Origin of the sequence: Pseudoduganella sp. UC29_106, assembly GCF_044055365.1 — a bacterium.
Lineage (GTDB): Bacteria > Pseudomonadota > Gammaproteobacteria > Burkholderiales > Burkholderiaceae_D > Rugamonas.
Map to the genome: position 1 here is coordinate 4,046,691 of NZ_CP171977.1, position 14,254 is coordinate 4,060,944.

The following is a 14,254-nucleotide window of genomic DNA, read 5'->3' on the forward strand; positions in this document are numbered from 1 at the left end:
TCCTGCTGTGGTCCGGGCTCCATGCCGGGATGTTAGCACCACTGCTACTTCCGATCACGCACGATTTGCCCAGCGCAATGGCAGCGCATCCTCGCGCCAGACGATGCGGCGCGGCCTGAAGCGCCACAGTCGCTCGGCGCCTTCGAACCGCGCCAGTTCCGGGCCGTCCAGCACCACCTCGGCATCGCCGCTCATTTGCAGCAGGCCGCCGCTGGCGAAGTCCGGAAAGACCAGGCCCGCTTTCCCGTTCAGCAGGATGTTGCCGAGGGTGCTGAAGAAGCGATTGCCCGAATAGTCGGGAATGGTCAGCGCGCCATCGTCGTCCACGCGCACGAAGCCGGGCATGCCGCCGCGGTGCGACACGTCCACGCGCCGCGGGCCTTCGTCCGAATAGCTGGCGACGAAGAAGGTGCCGGCGCTTTCGATCAGGCGGCGCGCCATCGAGTCCAGCTTTTGGGTGCTGACGGGCGGCAGTCCCGAGGGCTCGTCCACGCTGCGCTCGTAGCGGTAGTCGCGCACGTGGATGTATTGCGGGCAGTTGCCGAAGGATTCGTCCACCAGGATCTCGGCTTCGCCGCCCTCTTTGCGCAGCAGTGTGCCGTTAAGACGGTTGCGGCGCCGGGTGTGCAGTTCGATGCCGAGCATGCCGATGGCGGCCCCATGGCCCATGCCCGCGTCGGCGGGATCGTCGGCCACGCGCGGCAAGGCGGCAAGCAGGCGTTGCGGGTCCGGCGAATACAGGAAGCCCTCTTCGCCCGCGCGCAGCGTGGCCCACACATCGCCCTGCGCATCGACCGCGCCGAACACGGCGAAGGGCAATTGTTCGAAGAACTGGCGGTGCTGGTCGGGCATGAATTCGCGTATGACCTTGCGGCCGATGGCGTCCATTTTTGCCGCCATGCCGACGCTGGACTGGATGGCCAGCTCGCCGGCATGCCAGGGTGATTCGCTGCGCAGGGCTTCCATGTCAGGCTCCTTAGATGGTTTTCACGAAGGGCACGAAGCCGGGCAGCGCTTCCACGCGCGCCAGCCAGGCGTTCACGTTCGCATAGTCGGCGAGGTTCACATCGCCTTCCGGGGCGCGGACGATGTAGCTGTACAGGGCCGACGTCAGCGATGGTCGGCTCTTCCGCGGCGATCCAGTTGCGGCCCTGGAGCTGGCCGTCGATCAGCGCCAGGATGCGATGGGCGCGCGCGATCGAGTCGGCCGGGTCTTGCGGACGGTTGAACAACTTGATGATGCGCGCGGCCGCGGGGCCGGACGCGATCTCGCCCGCTGCCACGGACAGCCAGCGCTGCACGGCCGCCGCGCCCAGCGCGTCTTCAGGCAGCCAGCGCGCATTGGCGTAGCGTTTGGCCAGGTAGACCAGGATGGCGTTTGAGTCGCTGATGATGTGGCCCTCGTCTTCCAGCACCGGCACCTGGCCGAAGGCGTTCCTGGCCAGGAATTCCGGCTGCTTGTGCTCGGCCTTCATCAGGTCCACGTCGACCAGCTCGACTTTCTGGCCCAGCAGGCCAAGAAACAGCTCAACACGGTGGCAGTGGCCGGAGATGGCGTGACGGTAGAGTTTCATCTGATGCTCCTTTCGAATTGTGTGAATCCGAAGTTTGCATCATCATCCAGGTGATGAGAATCACCGTTGACCACAAGAGTTTATTCCGTTTTTTGGAATAATCCACCCGCAAACGGCCAGCGCACGGGCCGCGTGTGCGGCGGACACGCGGCGCTTCAATCGGCCGCGCGGACCTCGAACAACAACAACTGCGTCACCTGCTTCGCGCCGAAATTATCGTCGGAGATGAGCACGAGGCTGCGGCGGCCGTTTTCGAGCACCGCCCCCCAAGAAATCCCCTCGACATTATCCAGCGCCGGCAAGCCCAAGGTATTCAGGTCCAGCACCAGCCGCTTGCGCGCGGGCGTGAACCGGGCGCCAACCAGCGCAGGAATGTCGCGCACATCGGTCGCGCCATCGATATCCATCGCATACACGCGGATATAGTTCTTATACAGCCCATCCGCGCCCTGCACCGCCGCCCGCTCCAGCACCAGCACTTCATGCGAATTCACAGCCAGGATCTCGGACACGCCATTATCCGCAGCCTTCCCTGGCGCCGGCGCAGCCGGGATAGCATCGATCTCATAGGCATACTGCCCCAGCACCCGCCCATCGCGGGCGAACCGGGTAATGCGCGTGACTGCGCCATGCGAAGGCGTCGGCTCCGGCCCGTCCTCATACAGCGGCGCCTCCAGCGACAGCCACAGCGACTGCCCATCCGGCGCAAAGGTGAGCCCCTCCAGCGACAGATTATTGCGCGAGCCCTTCTGCGCATCCTTCCACACCTTGAAGTTCTCCGGCAGCGGCATCTCGCCGATAAACGCCCCTTCGCGTGTGGCCTGCCGCAGCCAGGGATTCAGGCCGTAACGGCGATCGCCCTCGCTGGCATACCAGATGCTCCCATCGAGCGGATCGATGCGGATGGTCTCGATATCGGGCACGTCCCCTCCCTTGGTAGGGCCGGGATAGACGCTGCCGTCGGCCTGGCGGAAAAAGCGCACGCCGGTCAGCGTGACGGAGCGGAACGCCTGCGCGTCGTAATCCAGCTTCGCCGTGTAGAAGCGCGCAGGATTGATATTGGAACGGTCGTCGGACTCGATGAACCAGGTCTGGCTGGCGGGATCGTAATCGATGCCCGAGAAGCCGCCTGCCGTGGTGCCCTCCACTTCCATCCGCAGCGGAATGCGCTGTTCGCCGATGAAGCGCAGGCTGGCGACGCTGTATTCCGCCGCGCCCGCCGATGCAACCGCCGGCGCCCCCGGCCCGGGCAACGCAGCGCAGCCGGCGAGCAGCAAGCCCGCCGCCGCGAACACCAGATTACGCATGGTGCAGCTTCTTGTGCATGCTGCGCAGGCCAAGCCACACGCCCGCCGCGACGACCGGCACCAGCACGCCCATCACGACGTCCGGATTGCCGACAACGCCCACGGCCTTGCCGCCCTTGGCCGCATAGCCGATCAGGCCAATCACGTAATAAGAAATTGCCGCCACGGACAAGCCTTCCACCGCCTGTTGCAGCCGCAACTGCTGCAGCGCGCGCTGGTTCATCGACTGCAGGATGTGGCGGTTGTGCGCCTCCTGCACGATGCCCACGCGCGTGCGCAGCAGGTCGTTGTTGTTGGCGATGCGCCGCGCCAGCGCTTCCTGGCGCGCAGCCACGGCCTCGCAAGTCTTCATGGCAGGCGCCAGGCGGCGCTCCATGAACTCCTCCACGGTCGGCGTGCCCTCGATGCGCAGCTCGCGCAATTCATCGATGCGGGCGTTTACCAGTCCGAAATAAGCCTTCGACGCGGCAAAGCGGTAACTGGTTTCCAGCGACAGCTTCTCGATGCGCGCCGCCAGGTGGGTAATCTGGTCCAGCAGCATCTGCTCGATGGTGCCATCGTCCACACGGCCATCCGCCTCGACCAGGGCGCGGGCCAGGCCGGCCAGCTCGGATTCGACAGCGTTCAGCTCCGGCGTGGCGCTTTGCGCCGACGGCAGGCCAAGCAGCGCCATCATGCGATAAGTCTCGATCTCCAGCACACGCTGCACCAAACGGCCGGCCTGCTGCATGCGCATGCCCACGTCGCAGATCACGAAGCGCGAGAAGCCGTCCGAATGGATGGCGAAGTCCGACCACAGCTCGCCGCCCTGCATCACCTGGCTGCCGGCGACGGTGCCGCCGTCGAACACGCGCGACAGGCTGGCCGCAAAGGCATCCGGCGTGGGGCTGGAGCGGTCCAGCACCACATGGGCCGCCACCAGCACCTTGCCCTGCAGGCCAAGCAGCCACTGCTCCGGCAGATGGCGCGTGGGCATGGCCTGGAAAGCTTCCTCGGGCAGCGGCATCTTCTGCACACGTTCCGCAAACGTAAAGGTCGCGAACTCGGTGTGCAGCTCCCACTTCAGGCGGAAGCGGCCGAAATCATGGGTGAAGTAATTCGCATCGGCAGCCGGCGGCGACACGCCGAAGTGGCCGCACAGCTCCGTCAGCAGCGCAAGCTGGGCTTCCGCATTGGACGCATGGGGCGCGGGATCGCCATAGATCGCCAGATGGGACACCACCGAAGGCGCCTCCAGCTTCAGGAAAGGCCGCGAATGGATTTCCGCGGCAAGGGGAACGCGCTGCGCGTGATTCAGGCTGGCGAAAACGATGCTCATGTCAGTAGATTTCCTTTGCCGCCTTGCGCACCGCCTGCAACAGCAGGTTGGCGCCCGGCGACAGCAAGTGGTCGTGCTGGCGGATGATACCGAATGCGTCCATCTTGAACGGCAGTTCGATCGGAAGAATACTAAAAACGTTCAGCGATGCGTAATATTGTGCCACTTCCAGCGGCATTACGTGCAGGGAGTCGGTCTGCTGCAACAAGGAAGTGATCAGCAGCAGCGCGGTCGTATCAACTGTATTTGCGGGCGGCTCCAGGCCGGCGCGGCGGAACATCATGTCGCAGCGGTGGCGCAGGATGCTGCCCTGCGGCGGCAGGATCCAGGGTTGACCCGCCAGGTCCTTCACCTGCAGGGTCTTGTTCTCCAGCAGCGGATGGCCGTTGCGCACCACGGCGCAGGCCGGTTCCTCGGTCAGTTCCTCGTAAATCAGGCCGGTGGCGCCGTCCCGCTCCACGATGCGGCCGATCATGAAGTCCAGCGTGCCGCGCTCCAGCATATCCAGCAGCACATTGGACGGTTCCACATGCACGCCGATGCGCAGCAGCGGCGCATGCTGCTTGATGCGGGCAATGGCGCGCGGCAGCAGGGACATGGCCGGCGTCATGATCACGCCTACTTCCACCTGGCCGACGAGGCCCTGCTTCAGTGCGACCACGTCGTCGTGCGCCAGCGACAGGCTGGTGAGCGCCATGCGGGCATGGCGGATCATGGTTTCACCGTAAATGGTGGGTTCCATGCCGCGCGGCAGGCGCTCGAAAAGCTTCACGCCCAGCATCTCCTCCAGGTCCTTGATCTGCTTGGAGGCGGCTGGCTGGGTCATGTGCAGCGCTTCGGCGGCACGATGGATATTGCGTTGCTCATCGAGGGCGATGAGCAGGAGCAGCTGGCGGGTTTTGAGTCGGGCGCGAAGAAACCAGTTCGGGTTAAGTGTGTCCATTCCCGGATGATATCATCGACCGCAGGCCGGACTCGGATTCGGGGCCGGCCCTTCTCCGTTTGCGGCACGTGCTTGATCGTGCCATCCGCGTTGTAATGCAGTTCCTCCACGGCCACCGAGCGACGGTATTCGCCGCCGGTCGGCAGCTTGTCATTGTGATAGAAGATGTAGGACTTGCCGTTGAAATCGATGATGGCCTGGTGGATCGTCTTGACCACGCGGTTCTTGTCCATGATCACGCCGTGCTGGGTCCAGGGACCGGTGGCGCTTGGGCCGGTGGCGTACACCGTCTCCTCCGGGAAGTCGCGCGACCAGGTCAGGTAATACGTACCCTTGTGCTTGTGCAGGTAAGGCGCTTCGGTGAAGCGCTCCATCGGCACCACATTGATGGGGCCATCCAGCTCGATCATGTTCCGCTTCAGCTTCGCCCATTTCAGCACCTGGTTGCCCCAGTACAGATAGGCCTGGCCATCGTCGTCGACGAAGACGCCGGGATCGATATCGTCCCAGGAGATGCTGACCTGCTTCGTCATGTCGTTGGTGATCAGGGCCGAGCCGCGGGCATCCTTGAACGGACCGGTCGGGCTGTCCGACACCGCCACGCCGATCGACTTACCCGGAATGGTCGCATGTTCGACCGGCGCGTAAATATAGTACTTGCCTCCCACCTTGGCAATATCGCCGGCCCAGGCATCCTTCTTGGCCCAGGCGAAAGCTTTCACATCCAGCGGCGAGCCGTGCGACTGCCAGTTGACCATGTCGCAGCTGGAGTAGACGCGCCACTCCTTCATCACATAATCCTTGCCGCCTTCGGGCGTATCGTCCTTGCCCACGTAGAGGTAGACGCGGCCATTGTCCACCAGCGCGAACGGGTCGGCGGTGAAGATATCCTTGAACAGCGGGTTGCCGGCGTGCGCAACGAGGCTGGCCGCGCCGAGAGCGGCCGCCATCAGGGTCTTGCGGATCATGAAGTCTCCTTGGAGCGCACGGACAGCAGGCGCTGCACCACGCAGAAAATGAACAGCAGCGCGCCGATGACGATCTTCGTCCACCACGAGCTGAGCGTGCCGTCGAAAGCGATCAGGGTCTGGATGGCGCCCAGTACCAGCACGCCGGACAGCGCGCCGGCCACATAGCCATAGCCGCCGCTCAGCAGCGTGCCGCCGATGACGACGGCCGCAATCGCGTCCAGCTCCGTGCCCTGCGCATGCAGGCCATAGCCGGACAGCATATAAAACGAGAACAGCACGCCGCCCAGCGCCGCGCAGAAGCCGCTGATGGCGTAGATCACGACGCGGGTGCGGCCCACGGCCAGGCCCATCATGTGCGCCGACTGCTCATTGCCGCCGATCGCATACACGGCGCGGCCGAAGGGCGTGAAGTGGGCCACGAAGATGGCCAGCACCAGCATGGCGACGGCGATCAGCACGCCGGTCGATACGAAGCCATCGAAGATGCCGACCTGGAATTGCGACAGCGCGACAAAGGTCGGGTCCTCGATCGTGATCGAATTGATGCTGATCAGGTAGCACAGGCCGCGCGCCAGGAACATGCCGCCCAGCGTGACGATGAAGGCCTGCAGCTTGAAGAAGTGGATCAGGGCGCCCTGCAGCGCGCCGAATGCCGCGCCCATGGCCAGCACGGCCACGATCACTGCGGCCGGCGGCCAGTGCGCCGTCTGCAGCAGCCAGGCGGCTACCATCGTCGTCAGCGCCAGCACCGAGCCGACCGACAGGTCGATGCCGCCGGACAGGATCACGAAGCTCATGCCGATGGCGATCACCAGCAGGAAGGCATTATCGATCAGCAGATTGAGCATCACCTGCAGGGACAGGAAACCCGGATAGGCCGCGCCGCCGGCCAGCAGCAGCGCCAGCAGCAGGACCACGGTGACCAGGGCAGTGAAATAAGGCGCGGACGGCAGGCGTCGCGCATTGGCGATGATGGTGCTCATTTGCGGCGCTTCCACAGATTCTTGAACTCGGCCGATTGCGACAGGCAGACAGCAAAGACAACCAGCGATTTGACGACCATGTTCACTTCAGGCGGCACGCCCAGCGAGTAGATCGTATAAGTCAGTGTCTGGATGATCAGGGCGCCGATCACGCTGCCCGCCAGGCTGAATTTGCCGCCCGCCAGCGAAGTGCCGCCCAGCGTGACGGCCAGGATGGCGTCCAGTTCCAGCAGCAGGCCGGCGTTGTTAGCGTCCGCGCTCTTGATATTGGAGCTGATCATCAGGCCCGCCAGTCCGGCGCAGGCGGCACAGAACACATAGGTGAAGAAGATCAGCGTGGCCGTGCGCAGGCCGGCCAGGCGCGAGGCTACGGGATTGATGCCGACCGACTGGATGAACAGGCCAAGTGCCGTTTTCTTCATCATCAGCGCCACGACGGCGAACACCACGGCCACGATGTAGAGCGAGAACGGCAGGCCAAGCAGGTAGCCGCTGCCGATGAAGAAGAAGGGTTCGTAATAGACGGTGATGATCTGGCCATCCGTCAGCAGCTGGGCCAGGCCGCGCCCCGCCACCATCAGGATCAGCGTGGCGACGATGGGCTGCAGCTTCAGTGCGGCCACCAGCAGGCCGTTCCAGGCGCCGCACAGCAGGGCCGCGCCCATGGCGGCGGCCAGCGCAGCGGGCATGGACGTGCCGCCTGCGATCAGCATGCAGGCTACGGTGCCGGACAGCGCGACTTGCGCGCCGACCGAAATGTCGATGCCGCGGGTGGCGATAACCACGGTCATGCCAAGCGCCGCCAGCATCAGCGGTGCGGCGCGGTTGATGATGTCGATGACAGCGCCGTACAGGTGGCCTTCCTTGACTTCCAGGCTGAAGAAGCCGGGAATGAAGATCAGGTCCACCAGCAGCAAAGCGAGCAGCGCTGCGGACGGCTTGAAGAGTTGGTGATTCATGATGGCGCCGGGAATGGACGATGCCGACGGAGCGGCGATGGAGCGGGTGTTCATGCGGCCTCCCCTGCGATGACGTGCAGGACGGATTCCTCGTCCAGCTGTCCACGGGTGTATTCGCCGCAGGCGGCGCGGTCGCGCATGATGACCATGCGGTCGCTGCAGCGCAGGACTTCCGGCAGTTCGGAGGAGATGAACAGGATGGACATGCCCTTGCGGCACAGCGCCGTCACGTAATCCATGATTTCCTGCTTGGCCCGCACGTCGATGCCGCGCGTCGGTTCATCCAGGATCATCAGCTTCGGTTCCGTCGCCAGCCAGCGCGCCAGCAGCACCTTCTGCTGGTTGCCGCCGGACAGGGAGCCGATCGGCGTTTCGATGCTGGCCGTCTTGATGCCCAGCGCTTTCACGTATTCTGTCGCCAGTTGCTGCTGGCGTTTCATCGGAATGGCGCGCAGCATGCCGGCGCGGGCCTGCATCGCCAGGATCAGGTTTTCCCGCACCGACAGCGACAGGATCGCGCCTTCCAGCTTGCGGTCCTCGCTGCAGAAGCCGATGCCGGCGCCGATCGCTTCGCGTGGCGTGAGGAAGACGCCTTCATGGTTGCCGATGCGGATGCTGCCGCCGTCGGCCTTGTCGGCGCCGAACAGCAGGCGCGCCAGCTCGGTGCGGCCGGAGCCCAGCAGGCCGGCCAGGCCGAGGACTTCGCCTTCGCGCACCTCCATATCGATCGGCTGCAGCACGCCGCGGCGTTTCAGGCCTTGCGCGCGCAGCACGGTCGCCGTCTGCGCCGGAGCCAGTGGCAGCTCGCCCTGGGCCGTCTCGACGACCGGCTCGGCGGCCGGCGCATCGAGCGGCGCTGCATCGGCGGGCGCACCAATCATCTTGTTGACCAGCGCAAGCCGCGACAGCTCGCTGCAGGCATATTCGCCCTCGCGCTCACCATTGCGCATGACCGTAATCCGATCCGAGATCGCATAGGTCTGGTCGAGGAAGTGGGTCACGAACAGGATCGCCATGCCCTGCTCGCGCAGGCGGCGCAGCACGCGGAACAGCAGCTGCACCTCGGCTTCGTCCAGGCTGGACGTGGGCTCGTCGAGGATCAGCACGCGGGAGGAAATGTTCAAGGCGCGCGAAATCGCCACCATCTGCTGGATCGCCAGCGGATAGCGCGACAAGGGTGCGGCTACGTCGATATCGACTTCCAGGTCCAGCAGCAGCTTGCGCGCCTGCTCGCGCATGCCGCGCCAGTCGACCATGCCCCACTTGCGCGGATAGCGCCCGATGAAGATATTCTCCGCGACCGAAAGATTCGGGCAGAGGTTGACTTCCTGATAGACGGTGCTGATGCCCAGCTCCTGCGCCTCCAGTGTGGAGGCCGGCGAAATGTCGCGGCCTTCAAGCACCATGCGGCCGCGGTCCGGGGCATGCACGCCGGTCAGCACTTTGATCAGGGTGGACTTGCCGGCCCCGTTCTGCCCCATCAAGGTGTGCACCTCGCCGGGATAGAGCCGCAAGCCCGCGTCGTTCAGCGCTTTCACGCCGGGGAACTCTTTATGGATACCGGTCAGCTCCAGTACCGGCGTGATCGCGGACGCCATCAGTATTTGCGGTTCGGGAGTTCTTTCGCCGCCACTTCAGCTGGGAACACGCGTTCTTCGGTCACGATGCGCTTCGGCACCGGCTTGCCGGCCACCACGTCGCGCGCGGCCTGCATCAGCTGCGGGCCAAGCAACGGGCTGCATTCGACGGACACGTTCAGCTTACCGGCAATCATGGCTTCAAACGCGCCCTTCACGCCGTCGATGGAGACGATGATGATGTCCTTGCCCGGTTTCAGGCCCGCTTCCTCGATGGCCTGGATGGCGCCGATGGCCATATCGTCATTGTGCGCGAACAGCACATTGATGTCCTTGCCCTGGGCCTTCAGAAAGGCTTCCATCACTTCCTTACCCTTGGCGCGGGTGAAGTCGGCGGTCTGGGTGCGGATCACCTTCAGCTTCGGATTGCCCTTGATGACTTCCTCGAAGCCCGCCTTGCGGTCGATGGCGGGAGCGGAACCCACGGTGCCCTGCAGTTCAACGATGTTCAGTACTTTTTTCGGGGACTTGGCGGCGTAATCGGCCAGCCAGCGGCCGGCGCGGCGGCCCTCTTCCACGAAATCGGAGCCGATCAGGGTCACGTAGAGCGACTTGTCGGATACATTTACGTCGCGGTCCGTCAGGATCACGGGGATGTTGGCGCGCTTGGCTTCGCGCAGCACCGTGTCCCAGCCCGATTCAACGACCGGCGAAAACGCGATCACGTCCACGCGCTGGGCGATGAAGGAGCGGATCGCCTTGACCTGGTTTTCCTGGCGCTGCTGCGCGTCCGCGAATTTCAGCGTAACGCCTTCCTTCTTGGCGGCGTCCTTGATGGACGTGGTGTTGGCGGTGCGCCATTCGCTTTCGGCGCCAACCTGGGAGAAGCCGATGACGAGGGGTTTGGCAGCGAAGGCGCTGCTGCTGGCCAGGCCCAGGGCGATTGCGCTGGCGATAAAGGTCCTGCGAGTAAATGTCATGCCGGTCTCCTGAATTATTCTTTGGCTATGGTAGAAGAAACTACTATACCTAACTAATCATTTTTTTGAGTCGATCAATAACTTTTTTGTTATCGCAGCAGTCTCAAACCATATAAACCGCCCGCCATTGAGCCGGGATGGGCGACGAATCTGACTTCCAGCTTGCCGTTTTGGGCCGCACCGGGCGGCAGAACGATGTCGCGCGTATAGAACGAGGTGGCTTCGCGCGCCAGTTCCACGGTCTGCAATGGCTGGCCGTTCAGCAGGATATCGAATTTTCGGCCCGCGTCGGCGGACGAGAAAGTCAGGCGCAGGGTGCGTGCCGCCGCTTCCCGGTCGTTCAACTGGTAACTGAACCACTTGCTGGCGTGGCGCCAGTGGCGGCCGCTGTTGATGCCCGCATCCGCCCCCTCGCCCTTGAAGAAGTGGTCGGACTCGGGCTGCTGCTCGCCGGGCGCCACCTGGTCGATGGTCTGGGCGTCCAGCGCCAGGCGCTCGGCTTCGGCGGCGGCCGTGGCCTTCTTCATTTCCGCCAGCCCGGCATTGGTCGCGGTCTGCCAGTACAGCATGTAGCGCGAGTCATGCAGGCGGAAGAAGGGAATGAAGCGGATGGCGGCGGCATCCTTGCCCTGCACGAGGCCCGTGGCCGTGAAGGTCAGGGGTTGGCCTTTCACGGGCTTGAACTTGTCCAGGAAGTTCTTCGAATCGCTGACGAACAGTGGCGCGGCTTCCTGAGGACAGACCGGCCCGTTGGCGATGTGGCCCATGCGCGAGTCGTCGGCGAAGAAGTTCAGCTTTTCGTTCGCAAAGGGCTGGGTCTTGGCGGCCAGCACGATGGGGCCGTGCAGCACGGCGTAGTAATTCGAGCGGTCGGGCATCTGTTCGAGCGTGGTGCGCATCGGCAGGCGTACTTCGACCTTGTCGCCATCCTTCCAGTTGCCCGCTAGATCCACATAGCCGCCCGGCGTGGCGCGCACGGTTTGCGGCTTGCCGTTGACCCTTACTGTCAGCGCGCCTTTGGCGACCCACGAAGGATAGCGGATCTTCATCGTGAATTTGCCGCTGCCGCCGACGGTCAGGCGCGTGGTGTCGCTGTCCGGAAAGCTGTTGGCCTGGGTGATGCTGATGCCGCGCTCCTTCCAGTTCAGGCGCGAAGGGATGAACAGGTTGACGAACAGGGCGTCGCCTTCGTGGGCGTAGATGAATTCACCGTACTTGGCGTGGCTTTCGATGCCGGAACCTACGCAGCACCACATGCCCTTGTCGACTTCCGAGTATACGCGGTAGTGGTTCGCGCGCATCGGCGTGAAGTAGACCAGACCTCCCGTCTCCGGATTCTGCGAACCGAGGATGTGGTTGTAGAGCGCCCGCTCGTAGTAGTCGCCGTAGCCGGCTTTCGGCGTCTGCATGAACAGGCGCTCGGTCAGCTTCAGCATATTGTAGGTGTTGCAGGTTTCCGGGCCTTCGACTTCGCTGGCCATGGACGAGAAATCCTTGTCGTCGTGGAAGTGCTCCCTGACGCTGTTGCCGCCGATGGCGACCGTGCGGTGGTCGTGGACGGTCTGCCAGAAGAAGGCGGCAGCGTCATGGTATTTAGTATCGCCGGTCATTTCGGCGATGCGCTGGAAGCCGATCACTTTCGGGATCTGTGTGTTGGCATGCAGGCCCGTGAGCTGGTCGCGCTTTTCTTCCAGCGGGCGCAGGATGGCCTGGTGGCTGAAACGGATGGCCAGGTCGAGGTATTTCCTGTCTTTGGTGATTTCGGCGACGTCGGCCAGGACCTCGTTCATGCCGCCATGCTCGGCGCGCAGCATTTGCTGCATTTGCTCATCGCTCAGGTGCTGGCTTAGCTTCAGCGCCCAATCGGAGAGGGCTATCAGCATCTGTTTCGCCTGCTCGTTATGCGCGTATTTCCAGGCGTCGCGCAGGCCGGCGTAGAGCTTGTGCAGGTTGTACCAGGGTACCCATTTGCCGTTGACGCCGAAATTGTCGGCGTGGAGCTTGCCGTTGGCGATGTCGTTCCACGCTTGCGCGCCGCCGGGGATACCGCCCAGGTAGCCGTCTTTCTGCTGGCACTTGTGCAGCTCATCGACGAAGTAGTTCAGGCGGCGCAGGATTTCCTCGTCGCCGGTCGATGCGTACATCAGCGCGAGGGCGGACAGGTAGTGGCCGCCCATGTGGCCATCCAGGCCGCTCGATTCCCAGTTGCCGTAGGATGGTTTTAACTGCGGCTGCCCGCCTTCGCGGCGGAATGGCGCAAGCAGTTTGTCGGCGTCCAGCGCGAGGATGTAGCGCAGGTCCTTGTCCTGTGCTTCCAGGAAGGGGCTTGGCAGCAGGCGGACGTCCTGCAGCGGGAACAAGTCCGCCGCCGTTGCTGTCCCCTGCCCCGCCATCGCCACCAGCGCGGCGAGCGCCGCGGCTGCGAATGCACGCACGCCCGACCGGCGTCCAGCAGGAGGCCGGTGCGGCGCGCCCGGCGCCGGCTGCGGCACCGCCGTCGGACGCTGCACGGCGGAGGCGGGATGGGGGGCGGAGGCGCGGCGCGGCGAGGGAGACGCGGTGCGGCGGGGGGAGGATGGGCGTGCGGCGAAGGTGGTCATGGCTGCGCGGGAAGGAGGTTGCTCTGGTAGCGATTGAGGTTGGACGGGTCGACCACCGGCCAGCCGCTGGCGTCCCACTTCATTTCGAGGACTTTCAGCTTCTGGACATACTTGTCCGCCGTCTCATAGGCATGCAAGACCATGTAGTCCTTGCCGTCGAAGGTATAAGCCGAATTATGCCCGAGCGCTTTCCAGGCGCTGTCGCCGCGGATCACGTGCGAGCCGCCGCCTTTGGCCATATCCTTGCCATCCTTGTCCAGATAAGGCCCAGTGGCATCGCGCGAACGGCCGACGACCACGTGATAGGTGCTCTTCTCCTTCTGGCAGCACAGCCCCCAGGAAACGAAGAGATAGTAATAATCGCCCTTGCGGAAGATGAACGGCGCCTCGATCTCGGCCGGCTCCGGCGCAGCGTCCGGCGAGAACGGTGGGCGCTCGCGGGCCGCGATCGTCTTCCACTCCTGCGGCTCGGCGGGACGCGTCCAGTCGGCATTCAGCTTGAACATCTTGATTCCCGACCAGAAGGAGCCGAAGGACATCCAGCCATTGCCGGCAGCGTCCTCGATCACATTCGGATCGATCGCGTTCCAGTTATCGCGCCCCGGCACGGACTGCACGACAATCCCCTGGTCCTCCCACTTGTAATCCGGCGAGCGGGGATTCAGCGTCTTATTGACCGTGACGCCGATCGCCGACGTGTTCTTGCCGAACGCCGACACAGAGTAGTACAGGTAGTACTTGCCGTTATGATGCTGCACATCCGGCGCCCACACGTGGCCGTCGAAACTCTTCGCCACGCCCTTCGCCCAGGAAGGCTCGCCAGGGAAAACGCGGCCTTCGCGGCGCCAGTTCTGCATGTCCGTGGACGAGTAGAAGGTGATGCCCGGCCCCGTGCTGAAGACGTAGTACGTATTGCCCTCCTTCGCCATTACCGGGTCATGGACCTGTACCTGCGCGGCCTGCGCCGAGGCGGGGAGCGCGGCAAAGGTCGCCGCCGCCGTGAGCGCGGCGAACACGCCTGCGAGAACTTTCATCTTTGCCC

The 14,254-nt window shown here is 64.1% G+C and carries 11 protein-coding genes and 1 pseudogene; all 12 read right to left on the reverse strand.

Annotated elements, in window-relative coordinates; genetic code table 11:
• Positions 1-54: 54 nt before the first annotated feature.
• Complete coding sequence (locus tag ACHMW6_RS20320) at positions 55-966, reverse strand: pyridoxamine 5'-phosphate oxidase family protein (RefSeq protein WP_395399357.1); 912 nt, start codon at positions 964-966, stop codon at positions 55-57.
• A gap of 10 nt (positions 967-976) precedes the next feature.
• Positions 977-1,574 (reverse strand): annotated as a pseudogene (locus ACHMW6_RS20325) (glutathione S-transferase family protein).
• 155 nt (positions 1,575-1,729) lie between these two features.
• Complete coding sequence (locus tag ACHMW6_RS20330) at positions 1,730-2,881, reverse strand: esterase-like activity of phytase family protein (protein ID WP_395399359.1); 1,152 nt, start codon at positions 2,879-2,881, stop codon at positions 1,730-1,732.
• Complete coding sequence (locus ACHMW6_RS20335; protein WP_395399361.1) at positions 2,874-4,199, reverse strand: DUF3422 family protein; 1,326 nt, start codon at positions 4,197-4,199, stop codon at positions 2,874-2,876. Before ACHMW6_RS20335 ends, ACHMW6_RS20330 begins: the two co-directional genes overlap by 8 nt.
• A gap of 1 nt (position 4,200) precedes the next feature.
• Positions 4,201-5,088: a LysR family transcriptional regulator gene (locus ACHMW6_RS20340; RefSeq protein ID WP_395408669.1), complete on the reverse strand. Its 888-nt coding sequence runs from the start codon at positions 5,086-5,088 to the stop codon at positions 4,201-4,203.
• The gene (locus ACHMW6_RS20345) at positions 5,022-6,110 is read right to left on the reverse strand and encodes a glycoside hydrolase family 43 protein (protein ID WP_395399363.1); all 1,089 of its coding nucleotides are present in this window, start codon (positions 6,108-6,110) and stop codon (positions 5,022-5,024) included. Before ACHMW6_RS20345 ends, ACHMW6_RS20340 begins: the two co-directional genes overlap by 67 nt.
• Positions 6,107-7,096 carry a galactofuranose ABC transporter, permease protein YjfF gene (gene yjfF, locus ACHMW6_RS20350; protein ID WP_395399365.1) on the reverse strand — a complete coding sequence of 330 codons (990 nt, stop codon included), beginning with the start codon at positions 7,094-7,096 and terminating at the stop codon, positions 6,107-6,109. The genes ACHMW6_RS20345 and yjfF overlap by 4 nt, the downstream gene beginning before the upstream one ends.
• On the reverse strand, positions 7,093-8,055 hold the full coding sequence (locus ACHMW6_RS20355; RefSeq protein WP_395408670.1) for an ABC transporter permease: 963 nt from the start codon (positions 8,053-8,055) through the stop codon (positions 7,093-7,095). Before ACHMW6_RS20355 ends, yjfF begins: the two co-directional genes overlap by 4 nt.
• 50 nt (positions 8,056-8,105) lie before the next feature.
• Positions 8,106-9,653, reverse strand: a complete 1,548-nt coding sequence (locus ACHMW6_RS20360; RefSeq protein WP_395399367.1) for a sugar ABC transporter ATP-binding protein — start codon at positions 9,651-9,653, stop codon at positions 8,106-8,108.
• Positions 9,653-10,612 carry an ABC transporter substrate-binding protein gene (locus ACHMW6_RS20365; RefSeq protein WP_395399369.1) on the reverse strand — a complete coding sequence of 320 codons (960 nt, stop codon included), beginning with the start codon at positions 10,610-10,612 and terminating at the stop codon, positions 9,653-9,655. Before ACHMW6_RS20365 ends, ACHMW6_RS20360 begins: the two co-directional genes overlap by 1 nt.
• A gap of 89 nt (positions 10,613-10,701) precedes the next feature.
• Positions 10,702-13,212 (reverse strand): beta-L-arabinofuranosidase domain-containing protein, encoded by a 2,511-nt coding sequence (locus ACHMW6_RS20370; RefSeq protein ID WP_395399371.1) that lies wholly within the window; start codon positions 13,210-13,212, stop codon positions 10,702-10,704.
• A complete protein-coding gene (locus tag ACHMW6_RS20375; protein WP_395399373.1) occupies positions 13,209-14,246 on the reverse strand; it encodes an arabinan endo-1,5-alpha-L-arabinosidase in 1,038 nt (345 codons plus the stop codon). The genes ACHMW6_RS20370 and ACHMW6_RS20375 overlap by 4 nt, the downstream gene beginning before the upstream one ends.
• Positions 14,247-14,254 lie beyond the last annotated feature (8 nt).